Consider the following 16,193-nt stretch of genomic DNA (forward strand, 5'->3'; position numbering starts at 1 on the left):
TCAAAAATGAGAGAACGAATTTCGTCCTCTCTAGGTGTTAGCTTTTCATCTACCCACTACAGTTGACAAAGAGCCAAAAATCCGTACAAAAACAGAAAAAACAGTCTCAATATTCGAGACTGTTTAATTATTTAATCCCAAGTGCAATTCGAGCATAACGACTCATTTTTTGAACAGTCCAAGCTGGTGACCAAACCAGTCTCACATCTACTTCTGTTACTTCAGGAACATCCTTCAGTACATCATGAATTTGATCGGTAATTAGATCAGCTAATGGACAGCCCATGGTCGTCAAGGTCATATCAATTTCAGCCTTGCCCTCAATAAAACGAATTTCATAGACCAAACCAAGATTGATAATATCAATCCCAAGTTCTGGGTCAATCACATCTTCAAGAGCTTGAAAAATACGCTCCTGAATGTCTTTAATCTGATCTTCTGTATAAGCCATTTTCAATCACTCTCTTTCTTTGCTAAAAATATAACTGGTATCAACAGCCCGGGGAAATAAGACTAACGGAAGTCAGTCTGAGTTTGTAGACAAGGTCTCTTTTGGGCTCCACTCACAAAATAAACTAAATTTTTATTTTTTCTTAGCAGAGCTACTTACTTTATTTACCTAGAACATAGTTTGTCTACGTTCTAAGACTAACGGAAATCAGTATCCTTGTAATTCACCGGACATTAGCACACTATCTTATTTTCGGGCGGGTTTCAACAGTCTGGGGAGAGACTATTGAAAGTGGGAAATAAAACTGACGAAAGTCAGCATCCTCGCGCTAAACGTCCATTAGACTTATCTCGCTCTCGAGTTTTCAGTGAGCGACCTGATAAGTACCAATGGCATACGCTCCCATTCCTATTTCAAGGGGAGCAGTTGATTTTGTCTCCCAGACAGCCTGCTCTCTTATTTTCAAGCAGGCTTCAACAGTCTGGGAGACTGTTGAAGGTTGGAGATGAAACAAACGAAGTTTGTGTCAAAACCTCCCCCGGAGGTTAGCCTCGCTTTCCTATTTCTAGGCTCGGGTTAAAACACCACGTTAGTGGTGTTTTAATCCTCAATAAAATCTCTGAGTGGTTTGCTGCGAGATGGGTGGCGGAGTTTGCGGAGGGCTTTGGCTTCGATTTGGCGGATGCGTTCGCGGGTTACGTTAAAGACCTTGCCCACATCTTCCAAGGTGCGCATTTTTCCATCATCCAGTCCAAAGCGCAGGCGGAGAACATTTTCCTCGCGGTCAGTCAAGGTATCCAGAACCTCGTCCAATTGTTCACGGAGAACGACGCGGGTTGTGTAATCAACTGGATTTTCAATTACTTCGTCCTCGATGAAATCCCCCAAATGGCTGTCATCTTCCTCACCAATTGGTGTTTCCAGAGACACAGGCTCTTGAGCAATTTTCAAAATTTCACGCACTTTTTCAGGCGTCATATCCATACGCTCAGCAATTTGTTCTGGCGTTGGGTCTTGGCCAAGTTCCTGCAAGAGGTTGCGTTGCTCACGGACCAACTTGTTAATGGTTTCCACCATGTGCACAGGAATACGGATGGTACGAGCCTGGTCCGCAATGGCGCGGGTAATGGCCTGACGAATCCACCAAGTCGCATAGGTCGAGAATTTGAACCCTTTCGAGTAATCAAATTTATCAACGGCCTTCATCAAGCCCATATTGCCTTCTTGAATCAAATCAAGGAACTGCATACCACGACCAACATAACGCTTGGCAATAGATACCACCAAACGCAGGTTGGCCTCAGCCAAACGTTGCTTGGCCTCAGGATCGCCCGCCTCAACAGCAAGCGCCAATTCCTGCTCTTCTTCGTTGGTCAAGAGGGGAACAACACCGATTTCCTTGAGGTACATGCGAACTGGGTCATTGACCTTGGCAGAGTTGCTGCCAAGTAATTCCTCATCAGAAAGTTCTGGCTCTTCCTCTACCTGCATAGCACGCGCAGAAGGATTTCCTTCCTTGTCCACAATAGAAATCCCTGCGTCTTGGATACGCTGAAGAAGGTCATCGATGCCGTCCGCATCCAAGGTGAAAGGAATGACAAGCTGGTCATTGATTTCGTCATCTGTCGCAGAACCCTGCTTTTTATGGTTGCGGATAAATTCTGCAACTTGGACATCAAAAGTGGTCACTTCATTTTTCTTGTCTTTTTTATTTGTCATCTTTACTCCATTTGTTTTCTTCGATTGAGGAGTTCTTGCAACTCATCAAGGGCAATGTCTGTATTTCCCACATGGGAATGCTCACGAATGGCTCGTGCAGCATGCTGGTTTTCTTTTTTTAGCAATTCTCGATCCCGACTGACCAGTAATTCCTCTACTTCATGAGTAGCAACCTCCTCTGGCAAGCGTTCTTCCAGGACCCGGTACCAGGCCTGTTGGGCACTATCACTGACTTGGGATAATTCAAAGCTGGAAATCTCACCATTCTTCTTCAAGAGCTGAAAGAGTTCCTCCAATTCAGGCGTCGCAAAGGCAAAATCCTCTCTCAGCCGAAATTCGTTGAGAATATAGGGATGTTCAGCCATCCGATAGAGCAGGTGATTTTCTGTCCGAACCAGGCTAGTCACTCGCGGAACAACCTGCAGGTCCGGCAAATTTTTTGCCTCAGAAAAGGACTGTTGGGCCTGCTGACTGCGTTGCTGGCGGTGCGTGAGGCGAACGTTGTTGACCGCCTGCTCCACCTGACCATAGTCAAAATCAGACAAGAGGTCTGCTACCTTGTAGATATAGGAATTCTGGGCCGTAATAGACTTAACCTTGGCAATGATAGGGGCAATTTTTTCCACAAAATCAATCTGCATCTGCAAATTATCAGGATTTTCCGGCTTGAGATAATTGATTAAAAACTCAACCGCACTAATGCGCGATTTGGTCAAAACCTGCTCAAGAGCCACCTCAGAGTTCTTCTGCAAAAACTCATCGGGGTCCATATTATCTGGTAGACTGACAATCTCCACTTGGAAATCCTGCAATTCGTCCAAAGCCTTAATGGTAGCAGCCTGTCCCGCCTTATCACCATCATAGGTCAGGACAACCTTCTTACAATACTTGGACAGGTGGGTCACGTGCTCACGGGTCAAAGCCGTTCCCATAGAGGCTACCGCATTCTCAATTCCTGCACGATGGGCCGCAATAACATCCAGAAAGCCCTCCATCAGATAGACCTCGTGCTGTTTCTTGATGACAGCTTTTGCCCTATCCAAATGATATAGTTCGTAACTTTTATTGAAAATTGCAGTGCTTCGCGAATTTTTGTACTTGGCCAGCTGCTTATTCTCCCGGTCCGTCTCTGTCCAGATACGACCAGAAAAGGCAATAACCCGACCGTATTCGTCGGTCAAGGGGAAAATAATTCTACCGTGGAAGGAATCATAGATTCTATTATGGTCACCAGGATGGAAAAGACCCGATTGCAAGAGAGCGCCTTCCTCAAACTGGCTGGACAATTTTTGATAGAGGATATTTTGCTGGTCTGGGGCCAGGCCTATTTGAAAAGTTTTGATGACTTCATCTGTCAGGCCGCGCTGGTGGAGATAGTTTCTCGCTTCCTCTCCCATCTTGGTCGTCATGAGCAAGGCATGATAAAACTTAGCCGCCTCAGTGTGAATATCGTAGAGAACCTGGTTGGGATTGGCAACTTTCTCTGCCCGCTGAAATTGCGGATTGGTTTCTAGGACAATTCCCGCCTTTTGAGCGACAATCTGTACCGCATCCCCAAAGGTCACGCCCTTTATTTCCTCTATAAACTTGAAGACATCCCCTGACTTACCACAGCCGAAACAATGATAGAATTGCTTGTCCTCCACCACATTGAAGGAAGGAGTTTTCTCACCGTGGAAGGGACAAAGTCCCAGAAAATTGCGTCCAGCCTTGGTCAGGGCAACCGACTCACCGATAATATCAACAATATTGACAGCCTGTTTAATATCATTGATTTTTTCTTTTGATACCATCGGTCACCTCCTCACAAATACAGAGAATACGCACATTTTAACATTCTATATTGTATAACAAATTTCTAGAAATGTAAAATGTTCGAGACATATTACTTGAAAAATAAATGTAAGTGTATATAATAGATAGAGTAAAAATTTATGAAAGGACATATTTAGGATATGTTGAAAGATTTAAAAGCATTTTTGTTCCAAGGTAACGTTATTGACCTTGCTGTCGCAGTTATCTTCGGTGCTGCCTTCAAAGCCATCATCGATTCATTCGTTGCTGATTTGATTACTCCCCTCTTGTTGAACCCAGCTTTGAAAGCTGCTGGTGCAGAAAAGATTGCTGATTTGAGCTGGAACGGTGTTACTTACGGTAACTTCTTGAGCGCTATTATCAACTTCTTGATCATCGGTACAGTTTTGTTCTTCATCGTTAAAGCTGCAGAAAAAGCAATGCCTAAGAAAGAAGCTGCTCCTGCAGGACCAACTCAAGAAGAATTGCTTGCAGAAATCCGTGACTTGTTGAAAAAATAATCAATAAGATAGTGAAACAGGCTTTCCGCCTGTTTTTCTTTTGCACTATGACAAAAAGAAGATGTGAGCCAATACTCACATCTTTTCTCATCCTTCATATCCATTTGGATTTTTAGACTGCCAGTTCCAGGTGTCACGGCACATGTCTTCGATTGTTTTTTCTGTTTTCCAGTTGAGCTCTGCCAGAGCCTTGTCCGCATTAGCATAACAAGTGGCAACATCGCCAGGACGGCGGTCTACAATCTTGTAAGGCACCGGAACACCATTGACTTTCTCAAAGGCTTGTACCAACTCTAGTACGCTGGTTCCCTGACCAGATCCGAGATTATAGGTATGAACACCAGTCTCACCAGAAATTTTCTCAAGAGCCTTGATATGACCAAGTGCCAAATCAATCACGTGGATATAGTCACGGACACCGGTACCGTCCACTGTATCGTAATCATTGCCAAAGACGCTGAGCTCTGCACGTTTACCAACGGCAACTTGTGCGATAAAGGGCATGAGGTTGTTTGGAATACCAGCGGGATCTTCACCGATAAGACCCGATTCGTGGGCACCGATTGGGTTGAAATAACGGAGAAGAGCCACTGACCAGTCGCTATCTGCTACTGCCACATCACGAAGGATTTGTTCCAACATGACTTTTGTGTAACCATAAGGATTGGTTGCGCTGGTTGGCATGGTTTCCACAAGCGGTGATGGATTGTTAAGACCATAAACTGTCGCACTGGATGAGAAAACAATCTTCTTCACACCGAACTCAGCCATGACTTCGACCAAGGCAAGCGTTGACATGATGTTATTTTCATAGTACATGATTGGTTTTTCAACCGACTCACCGACCGCCTTGTAGCCTGCAAAATGAATAGCAGACTCAATCGTTTCTTTCTCAAAAACCGCACGGAGGGCGTCCTTATCCGCTACGTCTAATTCATAAAAAGTCGGACGTTTGCCTGTGATTTCCTCAATGCGATCCAAGACCAAAATGCTTGAATTAGACAGGTTGTCGACAATGACAACATCTTTGCCCAATTTCTGCAATTCAACCACTGTGTGGCTACCAATATAGCCTGCTCCACCTGTTACTAAAATACTCATAGGTACTCCTTTGAATGTCCAAATAATGTATATCCATTATATGAAACTTCGCCTAAAATGTAAACAAAAAACAGCCCGAAGGCTGTCCGAAATTCAATTAGAATTTTTTACGCTTGCGAGCTGCTTCTGATTTACGTTTACGTTTTACAGATGGTTTTTCGTAGAATTCACGTTTACGTGTTTCTTGAAGAGTACCAGCTTTAGTAACCGCACGTTTGAAACGACGAAGAGCATCATCAAGTGATTCGTTCTTGCGTACTACTGTTTTTGACATTATTTTCACTCCCCTCAATTTCAAAGTCTTAACTATTTTACTACTAAAAACTATCTTTGTCAATGATTTTTCATGATAAATCTGAAAAATTATCCTAGCGCACATTGTCAAGTCAAGTGCAACAAGTTCATTGATAACTAGAGTTCCAGAGGTTAAGCTGTCTGGGCTAGCCCAAACAGAAATTTCGAGGATTGGTATTGAAGAAGTCGTCTGGGGCGCTCATTGATGGCAGTGATATAATTTTCTAGTTCTTCAGAGGTTAGTGAATTAAGTGAGACTCCTTTAGGGACATATTCTCTGAGGAGACCATTTTGAGATAAGAACACTTTCGGCGATTGGTTTCATAGACACGTTGACCACTATCAGCGAAATAGGCGCTACAATAAGTTCGTTTCCAATTCTTATCCTGTACCTGATCTACTGAACCACGTTTGATTTCTCGACAGATTGTAGACCGGTGACGACCCAGAAGCCGAGCAATTTCAATTGATTTCTTTCCCATTTTAAGATAAGCAGTAATTTCACCACGTTCTGTGGCTGAGAGATGAGAATAGGATGAGTTTCTGGTAGAATGAGTGTTGGACATGTTTATCTGCTTTCTATACTGAGTTGGGGAATTCTAGTATATCAGACGATCATGTCTTTTTTGTTGCACTTCATTTTACAACGCGGGAAAATTATCCTAGTTAGTTTTCCTGGTAGATTTCACTATCCACGCCAGCATTGCCAAAGAAAAGAGCTCGTAGAGAACGAAAAACAAGATAAAGCAATGAAGGAAAAATTCCTGTGGAAGTATATAAATGACCGGATCTTTCAGCGGGTCAAAGAGCCAGGTCGAATCACCTGGAAAAAGCATATGGTGGAAGAGAACAAAGAAGCTATCAAAACCAATCAGCAAACCCACTAGCGCAATAAGCAAAGGCGTAAGAGCCATCCACATAAAAACAGTTCGATAGAGCTTGCCATATCCTTTCCTCACTATTTCTTTCCAAAAATAGAATACCGCAGGCAAACTAATCAGGAAAATAAGCTGTGCCAGATGAAAGAGACCTTTCACATCCGCAAAATGTTTGAGACCATCAGCTGAGGATGAAAAATTTGGCATGTCTAAAACACTTGCAAAAGGATTGGTCAGATAGTTCATCAGGATATTGAAATTGTAGGAAATATCTGCCGCTTTCATGTAGACAACATTTTCCAAGCCTAGGTAGGAAATTTCTAGCGGATAAACTAGCCAAGCTAGGTAGATGGTTCCTAGAACTGCTGCCGACAAGACAAATAAAATCGTTCCGATAATCTGTAACTTAGTTCTCATCAAAACTCCATTCATCTAAGCTCTCGAGGACATGGGTTGGAGCCAGGGGTAAGACTGCTACTTCTTCTGGCTTGGTAAATCCAGTCAGGACTAAAAGAGTTGGAAATCCATTGTCAATCCCTGCCCGAATATCCGTCAGGTAGTTATCTCCCACCATAACCGTTTGGCTGCGTTCCGTCCCTAAAATCTCTAGAGCCTTGTCCATGATAATAGCTTCAGGCTTGCCAATAAAGATCGGCTCAACACGGGTAGCAGCTTTCAAAAGTGCAATCAATGAACCAGCACCTGGCAAATGACCTCTTTCAGTCGGAATGTTCAAATCAGGATTGGTACCTATAAAGGTCGCTCCCTTTTGAATAGCCAAGGTAGCAATGGTAAGCTTTTCATAGGTCAACTGAGTATCCAAACCGACAACTACATAGGCTGGATTTTCCGTATCTTCAATATAACCTGCCTCAAAAATGGCAGACTTGAGCCCGTCCTCACCGATGACATAAACCGTCATTTCCCGACCCAAATCATTCATATAATCCACGGTAGCCAGACTGGCCGTGTAAATGGTCTCAAGTGGCGTTTCAATATTAAAATTCTCCGCCAACATAGCTTGCACCATCTCAGGACGGCGGGTGGTATTGTTGGTCACGAATAAATAGGGAATCTGACGTTCTTGCAAGCCATGAATAAACCGTTCACCAGCAGGAATCCGCTTTTTCCCTTCATAGATCGTTCCATCTAAATCAATCAAATAGCCTTGATAGGTCATACTTTCTCCTTAATCAAATCGTGTTTCCCAATGCTCAGATCGACTGGCTTCCAAGCAAAGTGCTAACTGCTCAGGAGTATTTTTCCCAAGCGAGAGCGGAGGCAAGTCATCTAGACTGAAAAAGCCACTGGCGACTGTTTCCGAATTGGGCTGAAACTCCCCGCCAAGGAGACGACATAAAATGAAGACCTTGGTCACGCGGTGAGCTGACTTGGCAGGATTGTTCTTGTGCTTGTCCAAAATCGCAACGACTCGCAGAGCCTCCACATCCAGCCCTGCTTCTTCCATGACCTCTTTCACCACATTATCCTTAACGGACTGATCCACATCGCACCAACCCTCTTATGTCAAGTAAATGACACTATTTTTCTACACTGAAAACACCCTTATTATACCACAAAGCTACTTTTCAAGAAAGAGACTCGCTATTACACAAGTCTCTTATTAGATTATCTATAGACGACTGTAAAAGAACCTTGGCTATTGACGACAATCCTCTCGATATGAGTGTCAATCACTTCCCTGGTTATTTTTTTGTCAAATGCTATATTTTCCCTACCAACTACCTTTAATTGTTCTTCTATTTCCATCATAGAATTATCTAAGTTCTGACGTTTTTCCATGTAAGTTTCTTTTGTCATCAAGCCCTCTTTATAGTCTTGAAAATGAGAAACCTTTTGAGTTTTCAGCCGTTCAGCTTCTCTTAAAAGATTCGTTTTTGATAGCTTTGGAGAGTTCTTCGGCAACCGAGACTTTAATTCTTTCTTGATAGCCTCTTCTATTCTATCTATCCGACAGGACTTCATGGTCTTGCCTTGACTTCTACAGTAACGACAATAAAAATAATCATAGTTGTTATAGTGGCTATATCGAAGGAGACGATGCCCGCAATGTTCACAGATAACTAAGCCTCGTAATAAAACTTCTTCTGGCTGGTTGCAAGTCTGATTTTTCGGTCCACTAATGCGAGAGGCAAGTGATTGTTGAGCTTTGTCAAAGTCCTCACTTGATACAATTGCCTCATGATTATTGTCAAGACGTTCCCACTCTGATTCAGGCCGCCGAATCTGCTTACCATTTACCGTTGTTCTAGTGTTAAACAGGTATGTCCCCTTATAGGCTTCATTTTTGAGTATTTGGAGAATACCACTTCTCGTCCATACATTCCTCTTTTGTTCGGCAGTAATGATAATTGATTTTGTATACCTTGCTTGACTAACCTGCATTTTCCTCTCAGCTGGAGTAATCGTCTGTTCACTATTAAGTAACATCGCTATTTTTTGAGTTCCCATTCCCTCAATGCAAAGTTTAAAAATTCGTCTCACAATTGGAGCGACTTCCTCATCAATGATAATCTTAAATCGGTCATTTGGGTCCTTGATATAACCAAACGGTGGTAACCAACTCATGTTCTTCCCGGAGCGTTTCATACTGTTCATTGCACTCTTGACTTTTTCAGAAACATCTTTAGCGTAGAAATCATTGAGTAAGTTTCTAAAGGGCACATCAATATCCAGTCCATTATGTTCAGACACCAGGCTATCATAATGGTCGTTGAGAGCAATAAATCGAACTCCGAGAAAAGGAAAGATATTCTCCAAATAGTTTCCCAATTCCAAATAGTCACGCATAAATCGAGACAAATCCTTGACGATGATATTACGGATAGTTCCAGCCTTAACATCAGCCATCATGCGTTTAAAGGCTGGACGGTTAAGACTGGTGCCCGAAAAACCATCATCCACAAACTCCAAACGTTCCCAGTTCTTGAACTTAGGTTCTTGGTCAAGAAAATGGTTTAATAAGTACCGTTGATGAGTAATTGAGTTGCTTTCATCTGTATTAGCCTCATCAACTGACAAGCGGAGGTATAGAGCGATTTTAGTCATGCTCGTCCCCCCCGATTCGACAGTTAAAAGTTACTGTGACTGTTTTGTCCACATCAACTTCAATCCGTTCTATTAAAGCATTTAAGAGTTCTGCAGTTAAAACTGCTTGATTGTTACTCTTGGCTAGATGTCTAACCCAATTCACCTGCTCACTGTGCTCCTCCTCAATCTGCTTTATTGAAGTTTCACATTGGGCTAATTCTTGTGAAATGGTTTTGATTTTTGAGTTTATTTCTTTCTTTTTGGAAAGATAGTCTTCTCGCTTAGACCGGTTAAGACTGAACGCTGCGTAAAGATCGCTTAGTTCAGCATTCCATTGTACTATTGAACCTTGATGACCCCTCAACTGCTTTTGATATATCTTTAGGCAATTCTCCTTTTTAGATTCAAGTCGAGGCAATAAAGTCTCAACTGTACCTAAACGCTTCATTTCTGATTGTATCAGCTCTACTACTATCTTATCCAGAGCATTTTCACTGATATAAACGGTTTTTCTCTCAGCTGTCTCTGAATCATAGAGATAGTCCATAAAGTAATAGTAATCATAATCAGACTTATTATTTGAAAAATGGCGACGCTTTCGAGCCATTTGAGTTGATTTGGTTTTGGCATAAATCAAACCTTTATAGCGATTTGAAGTTATCACTCGGTCAGTCTTTTTAACAGACTTACGACTAGCTGAATACTGAAGAATTTTTTCGTAGTCATCTTTGCTGATATAGGCTTCCTGCGCATGTTCAAAATAGATATAGTCATCTTCAGATAAGGATTTGTTTCGTGTTCGCTGAACAAGGTCTCCCCTGTAAACAGGCATCTTAATCAGACGAAGTAAATTTCCTGCTTGCCATCTTTTCGTATCCTGCTCACTTCTATATAATTGACCTGTCTTACGGTAGGAATGAGGTACAGCAATTTCTCTACGATTCAATTCAGCAGTAATCTGAGGCATGGATTTACCTTCGATTGCCTCTTGAAAAACAAACTCTAAAATTGGCCTAACCTGATTATCTATGACTAACCTTGCACCAGCTTCATTGCGGTCAATGCGATACCCATACGGAGCAGAAGTTCCAATATAATACCCTTGACTAGCCTGCTGAATATGATAAGCCATAACTTTCTTTGAAATATCCTTAGAATAAAGGTCATTGACCAAATTCTTAATTTCCACCTCAAAGGATTTTTTATCTTCCAATCCATTGAGAGTATCTAGATTATCATTGATTGAGATAAAGCGAACCCCCATAAAGGGGAATACTTTATCAATCAGTCGTCCCATCTCAATGTAGTTACGACCCAAACGGGATAAGTCCCTAATCAAGATACAGTTGATAATCCCTTTTTTGAGGTCATCCATCATGTCCTGGTAGGCAGGTCGATTAAAGTTTGTCCCAGAATACTCATAGTCGATGTAACACTTGGTTACAGTTAACCCTTTCTCCTTAGCAAAAGCTCGAGCTAGGCTTTCTTGTGTCTCTAAGGACTGCGACTTGTTTCTCCAGGTTTCAGTACGTTCTTTGGATAGGCGAATGTAAATGCCTGTACGATAAGTTTGAAGTGATACCTCTTCTATTATCGTTTCCTTGCGGTAGCGGTTCTTGGTACGTGCCATTAGATCACCACCTCCGTTTCTCTATGAGAAAACTGCTGGAGGACTTCTAGTTCTGCCACATCATGAAATACCAAGGTCAACTCCTGATTCTCATGAATGACAATCCGATCAAGTAAGGTCACTAAAGTGAGACGATTGAGTTCTTTATCTTTTTGGATTTCACTCAACTGATTTAACCACCGTTCCTTATCCTGAAGTTTGTCATACAGGGTTTGAGCTAGTGCTTTCTTTTGAATGATGGTGTCTTCAATATGCTTTAGCTTTTTGCGATAGCTTCGCTGAAACTCTTGGTATTCTGTATCATTAATCAAACCGTCGTCTAAATCCAAGTACAGTGACTGGAGCAACTGTTCGTACTTCTTGCGATTCTCAAGTAGAGAAGTAAAATCAACTTCCAAAAACTGTTCTTGGTCTAAATAATCAGGAACGGCTTTAATCAGAAAAGACTTCCAGTCAAGGTGTTGATGAATAAAGGTCGATACTAAGTCAAGCAATCTCTCTTGCTTGATTGCATGGCGACTGCAGCCTCGTCCATTATTGTAGGTGCTACAAATATATTGAACAGTCTCTTTGTCCTTATAGCGGAGTTTTCGTTGTACAAGCTGAGCCTGACATTCGCTGCAAAATAATAATCCTGCAAAGAGGTCAGGTAGCTTCTTCCCGTGCTTGACATCCCTGAGTAAGAGATTATTGGCTATCTCGAACGTACTTTTTGAGATAATGGCTTCATGCGTATCGTCAACCCGAACCCAATCTTCTGGATTCACAGCCACAGATTTCTGTGACTTGTAATTGAGTTTGGTTTGCTTCCCCTGTTCCAAGGTACCAGTATAGACACGGTTGGTCAAAATACGGTTGACCATTTTGGTGTTCCACTTATGGCAATGGCCATAAAAACCTTTTATCTTTTCCTGACAGGCTTTTTTACGTTGTAGAGGTATTTCTATCCCAGCTTGATTAAGAAACCTTGCAATAGCGTTTGAGGAATATCCCTCTAGTTTCAGAGCAAAGATTTTCTCGATAGTCGGGCGTGTGGTCTCATCAACGACTAAATGATTCCTTTGCTTGTCATCTTTCTGATAACCATAGGGTGCAAAAGCTCCGATAAACTCTCCTTTTTGACGTTTGGCTTTTTGGGTACTTCTAACTTTGGTTGAAATATCTCGACAGTAACTATCGTTAATAAGACTTTTTATAGGCATAACCAAATGTGTTTCATTGGTGTCTGCGGTCATACTATCATAGCGGTCATTGACTGAGATAAACCTAACTCCCATAGCAGGGAAAATTCGTTGAAGGTATTTTCCAGTTTCAATGTAGTCTCGACCGAAGCGAGACAAGTCCTTGACAATTATGGTATCAATGACCTTATCATTCACCATAGCCATCATACGGTTAAAGTCAGGACGATTAAATGTTAATCCACTAATACCATCATCAACAAATTCTTCTAAAATCGTGAACTCGTGATTTCTAGCGAAGTCTCGCAGGAGCGAGCGTTGGTTGATGATGGAATTGCTTTCCACATTGTCCCCATCATCTCGTGATAGGCGCAAATAAATACAGGCTTGTGTCATGTTTATCTCCTTAATCAGTGTTTAGGTGCTTACCAATTAAGGACTGAGGTTCTACTATTCTATTTTACATAATTTATAAAGACTTGTCCGCTAAAAACTCATATTTTTTCAAGCTGTCGCCCCAGCAAATCATCTAAAATGTCTGTAAGACTTATTGGTTGATCACTTACTTGTACCGTAACCTTATATCCCTCAATCACAATCTGCGGTAATTCCGCACCTGTTTGTATTTTTTCCATAAACGTTTTTTCCTTTACTTAAAATTTTGACCTCTGTAGGTAGAACCGGTTAAGTTCTTCATGGGAGTTTCACCCGCTGTCCTTTCTCGATGGCAGCCTGAACGGTCAGAAGTATCATTATCCTCATTTGTCTCATGGCAGATAGGTAACCAACCTATTTTATAGCCGATAATTCTCGCTCATCTCACGGCGTACCAGGCTAAATTGCTCCACAAATGATTAAAGTCCCACTTCAGTCTATTCAGTTGTCAAGGAGCCTCGGATGATTAATGCTTCAGATGATTAATATTTTTATTTATCCATCTCTAAAAGATAATCTGTAGTTACTTTATATAATCTTGCTAGTTGCTTTAGAAATGAAGTTGGGACATCTTGCTTACCACTCTCAATTCTAGAATACGCTGATTGTGAACAGTGTAGATATTCTGCTACTTGAGCCTGAGTTAAATCTTTATCCTCTCTTAAATTTTTCAATCTGATATACATTAAAATTCCTCTAACTATTATTGTAATTCGGGAAAATTCAAAATCAGTTTTTTATGCAAAATACGCATAAAAAAATCAAATTTAATAAATTAACCCGAAACAAAAGACAATAAATGCAATCACCCATTTGGATTTGGAAGTTTAATCCACCTCATCGACTGTATACACTTTGAAGTTACGTTTCCATAGAATATGGAATTTGCTATCACTACTTCACACCACATTAGGAATGGTATGACTTGTGTATCGCTTTTTAGTTAACTGGTAATAGGTGATTTAGAGAACTTCTACCTCAGATTTTCTACACGACGGTCATCGTACCAAAATAAAAGCAACAAGCTTATTCTGACTTGTTGCTTCTCTCTTATTCTTTAATTATTTTTTTGTTTTTGAAAAGGCTTCTTCAAAATCTTTCAGTTGAAAATTATTTTTTTCAGTGAGTAACATACTTTCAACTGCAACATCTTCTCCCAATGGATAATATTTCTTTTGAAACGGCTGTAGGAGGAAAATCTCTTCTACACTATTATTGACTCTAAGTGAAATTTGCAAAATATCATCTACCAAACTTTCAATTATTAAGATTTTTTGCAGTTTATCTGAATTAGAATCACATAGTTTTTCAATAATATAATTCTCAAATTTTTTCATTCTAGCTTCCTCTTCAGTATTTCTTCCTTTATTTGACCGAAGTTCCACTAAAATTAATAAACTTCAATCCTAAATTAACTTTAAGTATCAAGTCAAGATAATATTTCGGTAACTTACAAATGCTATTGAACCAGGGGGGGTTATTTCAGACTATCCATAGTGACCACTTCATCAGCCATTTCCCAGATTGTCGGATTGTGGGTCGCGATAATGATTAGCCGATTATCATCTCTAAGAGACAACAATATCTCCATAATCAACTGAGAGGTTGCCGGATCTATGGAAGCCGTCGGTTCATCTGCCACAATAAAGGGTGGATTCTTTAAGATAACTTTTGCCAAAGCAACCCGCTGCGACTCTCCGCCAGATAACTCAAAAATACGTTTATCGAGGTCAAGGTAAGACAGACCGACCTGTTCTAAGGCCTGCTTCTGTTTCAATCGTTGCTCCGACCGACTCAACTTTTGACCAACGAGACCTAGTTTAAGGTTTTCTTCTATGGTTTGATTTTCAATCAAGCCAAAGTTCTGGAAGAGGTAACCCAATTCGTGACGGAAAAAATCACTCGACTTATAACTGGCCAAGTCTTTACCTCGGTAAAAAATCTTCCCATCATAAGGTTCTAATTTCCCCATCATGTTCATTAAGGTTGTTTTCCCACTACCGCTTGAACCGATCAAGGCATAGACTTTCCCAGCCTCAAATGTCATTGAAAGATTCGAAAACAGCTCTCTTTCTCCAAAAGACTTACTTACCCGTTTAAGTTCAATCATATTAACCTCCCTTCAAAACAAGCATGGACATCTTGTTTTCTTTCTGCATTTGGACATGTAACTGTAAAAGAGATAGACCAGTAAAGAGTAACAAGACTAAGAAAGCAACTACTATCTCTACCTGAAGAAATACACTCGCAACAAATCCCAGTAAAAACACACCCAGTTGAGCAAAGAGATAAGTGCGATGGATTTCTAAGAAACTGAGACCTGCAATGCGTTTGATAAAAATGGCACGTCTAAATTCTTCAAAGTAGAGCCTATTCATAGTGTTAAACAACAAGATTGAAGTTGCAATCCCAAGCACAGCTCCTGCTAGCATTACCCAACGTTCCCTCTTGATATTATCCAATAATGTGATGTAGTTGTGGTAACCTGTTTTCATTTCTGAGACCCAATTTTCAATGCCTTGTCTCTGGATAAGCTCCTGGGCATCAGACAATTGATTAAAGAGAACATAGTTCTGTACTGCGTCTAACCAAAACATAATGGACTGTGGGCCAGTTGAATGTGGTGTCACAACAATGATGATTGGATCTTTCAAAAACTGCTGGTAAGAAATAGGGGTCGTATTATACACAAAACGATCCTGACCTGATTCCAAATAACCTACCGTAGCAGTCATTTGCTGTCGTTCATCTTGACTAGACATGCGGCTGGTTAAGTCGTCTTCAAAAATAGACTTGTACTGCTCTTCCTCTAAACGGAGGTGTTCAGGCAACAATAAGACAAACTCCCCTACATCAAGGTGATTCATCTTTTGCTCAATGGTTGTATCTACAGGAATGTTTTGACGCTCCAAGTATTGCGGTGTGACGATAAGAATATTCCCATTCGGGCTGTAATCGTGCCATTCTGTAGAGGTTGTCAAGTTCTTGGAGGAAGCCATGCCATTTTGCAAAGTACGGTCAATTAACTGGTGTCTAGATAAGAAGGCCTTTTGTTCTGAAACAGGGCTCTTTGTCAACTGTAGTGGGTAGATGAAAAGCTAACACCTAGAGAGGACGAAATTCGTTCTCTCATTTTTG

The 16,193-nt window shown here is 41.1% G+C and carries 14 protein-coding genes and 5 pseudogenes; 1 reads left to right on the plus strand and 18 read right to left on the minus strand.

Features of this window, described 5'->3' with window-relative positions; all coding sequences use genetic code 11:
- Positions 1-127: 127 nt before the first annotated feature.
- The 3 genes from ACHBHN_RS10240 to dnaG form a co-directional block, all read right to left on the minus strand.
- The gene (locus ACHBHN_RS10240; RefSeq protein ID WP_105111871.1) at positions 128-451 is read right to left on the minus strand and encodes a metal-sulfur cluster assembly factor; all 324 of its coding nucleotides are present in this window, start codon (positions 449-451) and stop codon (positions 128-130) included.
- A gap of 600 nt (positions 452-1,051) precedes the next feature.
- Positions 1,052-2,170, minus strand: coding sequence for an RNA polymerase sigma factor RpoD (gene rpoD, locus ACHBHN_RS10245; protein WP_105111872.1), 1,119 nt, complete (start codon positions 2,168-2,170; stop codon positions 1,052-1,054).
- 2 nt (positions 2,171-2,172) lie between these two features.
- The gene (dnaG, locus tag ACHBHN_RS10250; RefSeq protein WP_172059462.1) at positions 2,173-3,963 is read right to left on the minus strand and encodes a DNA primase; all 1,791 of its coding nucleotides are present in this window, start codon (positions 3,961-3,963) and stop codon (positions 2,173-2,175) included.
- A gap of 162 nt (positions 3,964-4,125) precedes the next feature.
- Between dnaG and mscL the strand changes: the two genes are divergently transcribed.
- The gene (gene mscL / locus ACHBHN_RS10255; protein WP_105111874.1) at positions 4,126-4,485 is read left to right on the plus strand and encodes a large conductance mechanosensitive channel protein MscL; all 360 of its coding nucleotides are present in this window, start codon (positions 4,126-4,128) and stop codon (positions 4,483-4,485) included.
- Between the two features lie 87 nt (positions 4,486-4,572).
- On the opposite strand, the gene galE is transcribed toward mscL, so the two are convergent.
- The 15 genes and pseudogenes from galE to ACHBHN_RS10330 form a co-directional block, all read right to left on the minus strand.
- Positions 4,573-5,586, minus strand: coding sequence for a UDP-glucose 4-epimerase GalE (galE, locus tag ACHBHN_RS10260; RefSeq protein ID WP_172062416.1), 1,014 nt, complete (start codon positions 5,584-5,586; stop codon positions 4,573-4,575).
- Between the two features lie 97 nt (positions 5,587-5,683).
- The gene (gene rpsU / locus ACHBHN_RS10265; RefSeq protein WP_000048054.1) at positions 5,684-5,860 is read right to left on the minus strand and encodes a 30S ribosomal protein S21; all 177 of its coding nucleotides are present in this window, start codon (positions 5,858-5,860) and stop codon (positions 5,684-5,686) included.
- A gap of 152 nt (positions 5,861-6,012) precedes the next feature.
- Positions 6,013-6,171, minus strand: a pseudogene (locus ACHBHN_RS10270) (IS30 family transposase); the annotation flags it as partial.
- Positions 6,138-6,446: pseudogene (locus ACHBHN_RS10275) on the minus strand (helix-turn-helix domain-containing protein); the annotation flags it as partial. The pseudogenes ACHBHN_RS10275 and ACHBHN_RS10270, both read right to left, overlap by 34 nt.
- A 96-nt stretch (positions 6,447-6,542) precedes the next feature.
- Positions 6,543-7,175, minus strand: coding sequence for a TIGR01906 family membrane protein (locus ACHBHN_RS10280; protein ID WP_172021883.1), 633 nt, complete (start codon positions 7,173-7,175; stop codon positions 6,543-6,545).
- Positions 7,165-7,938: a TIGR01457 family HAD-type hydrolase gene (locus ACHBHN_RS10285; protein WP_394734033.1), complete on the minus strand. Its 774-nt coding sequence runs from the start codon at positions 7,936-7,938 to the stop codon at positions 7,165-7,167. The genes ACHBHN_RS10280 and ACHBHN_RS10285 overlap by 11 nt, the downstream gene beginning before the upstream one ends.
- Positions 7,939-7,947: 9 nt before the next feature.
- A pseudogene (locus ACHBHN_RS10290) lies at positions 7,948-8,277 on the minus strand (NUDIX domain-containing protein); the annotation flags it as partial.
- Between the two features lie 110 nt (positions 8,278-8,387).
- On the minus strand, positions 8,388-9,827 hold the full coding sequence (locus ACHBHN_RS10295) for a recombinase family protein (protein WP_105137938.1): 1,440 nt from the start codon (positions 9,825-9,827) through the stop codon (positions 8,388-8,390).
- Complete coding sequence (locus ACHBHN_RS10300) at positions 9,820-11,439, minus strand: recombinase family protein (RefSeq protein ID WP_105137937.1); 1,620 nt, start codon at positions 11,437-11,439, stop codon at positions 9,820-9,822. The genes ACHBHN_RS10295 and ACHBHN_RS10300 overlap by 8 nt, the downstream gene beginning before the upstream one ends.
- Positions 11,439-13,016, minus strand: coding sequence for a recombinase family protein (locus ACHBHN_RS10305; RefSeq protein WP_105137936.1), 1,578 nt, complete (start codon positions 13,014-13,016; stop codon positions 11,439-11,441). Before ACHBHN_RS10305 ends, ACHBHN_RS10300 begins: the two co-directional genes overlap by 1 nt.
- Before the next feature lie 98 nt (positions 13,017-13,114).
- Entirely contained in the window at positions 13,115-13,255 is a 141-nt protein-coding gene (locus tag ACHBHN_RS10310) for a hypothetical protein (RefSeq protein ID WP_105137935.1), read from the minus strand.
- A 291-nt stretch (positions 13,256-13,546) separates the two neighbouring features.
- Positions 13,547-13,741, minus strand: a complete 195-nt coding sequence (locus tag ACHBHN_RS10315; protein ID WP_105137934.1) for a helix-turn-helix domain-containing protein — start codon at positions 13,739-13,741, stop codon at positions 13,547-13,549.
- A 492-nt stretch (positions 13,742-14,233) separates the two neighbouring features.
- Positions 14,234-14,392: pseudogene (locus tag ACHBHN_RS10320) on the minus strand (competence protein ComA); the annotation flags it as partial.
- Between the two features lie 140 nt (positions 14,393-14,532).
- A complete protein-coding gene (locus ACHBHN_RS10325; RefSeq protein ID WP_105137932.1) occupies positions 14,533-15,165 on the minus strand; it encodes an ABC transporter ATP-binding protein in 633 nt (210 codons plus the stop codon).
- Between the two features lies 1 nt (position 15,166).
- Positions 15,167-16,132: pseudogene (locus ACHBHN_RS10330) on the minus strand (DUF1430 domain-containing protein); the annotation flags it as partial.
- Between the last annotated feature and the right edge of the window lie 61 nt (positions 16,133-16,193).

The sequence above is a fragment of the Streptococcus sp. A22 genome, from assembly GCF_043674215.1.
Classification (GTDB): domain Bacteria; phylum Bacillota; class Bacilli; order Lactobacillales; family Streptococcaceae; genus Streptococcus; species Streptococcus suis_V.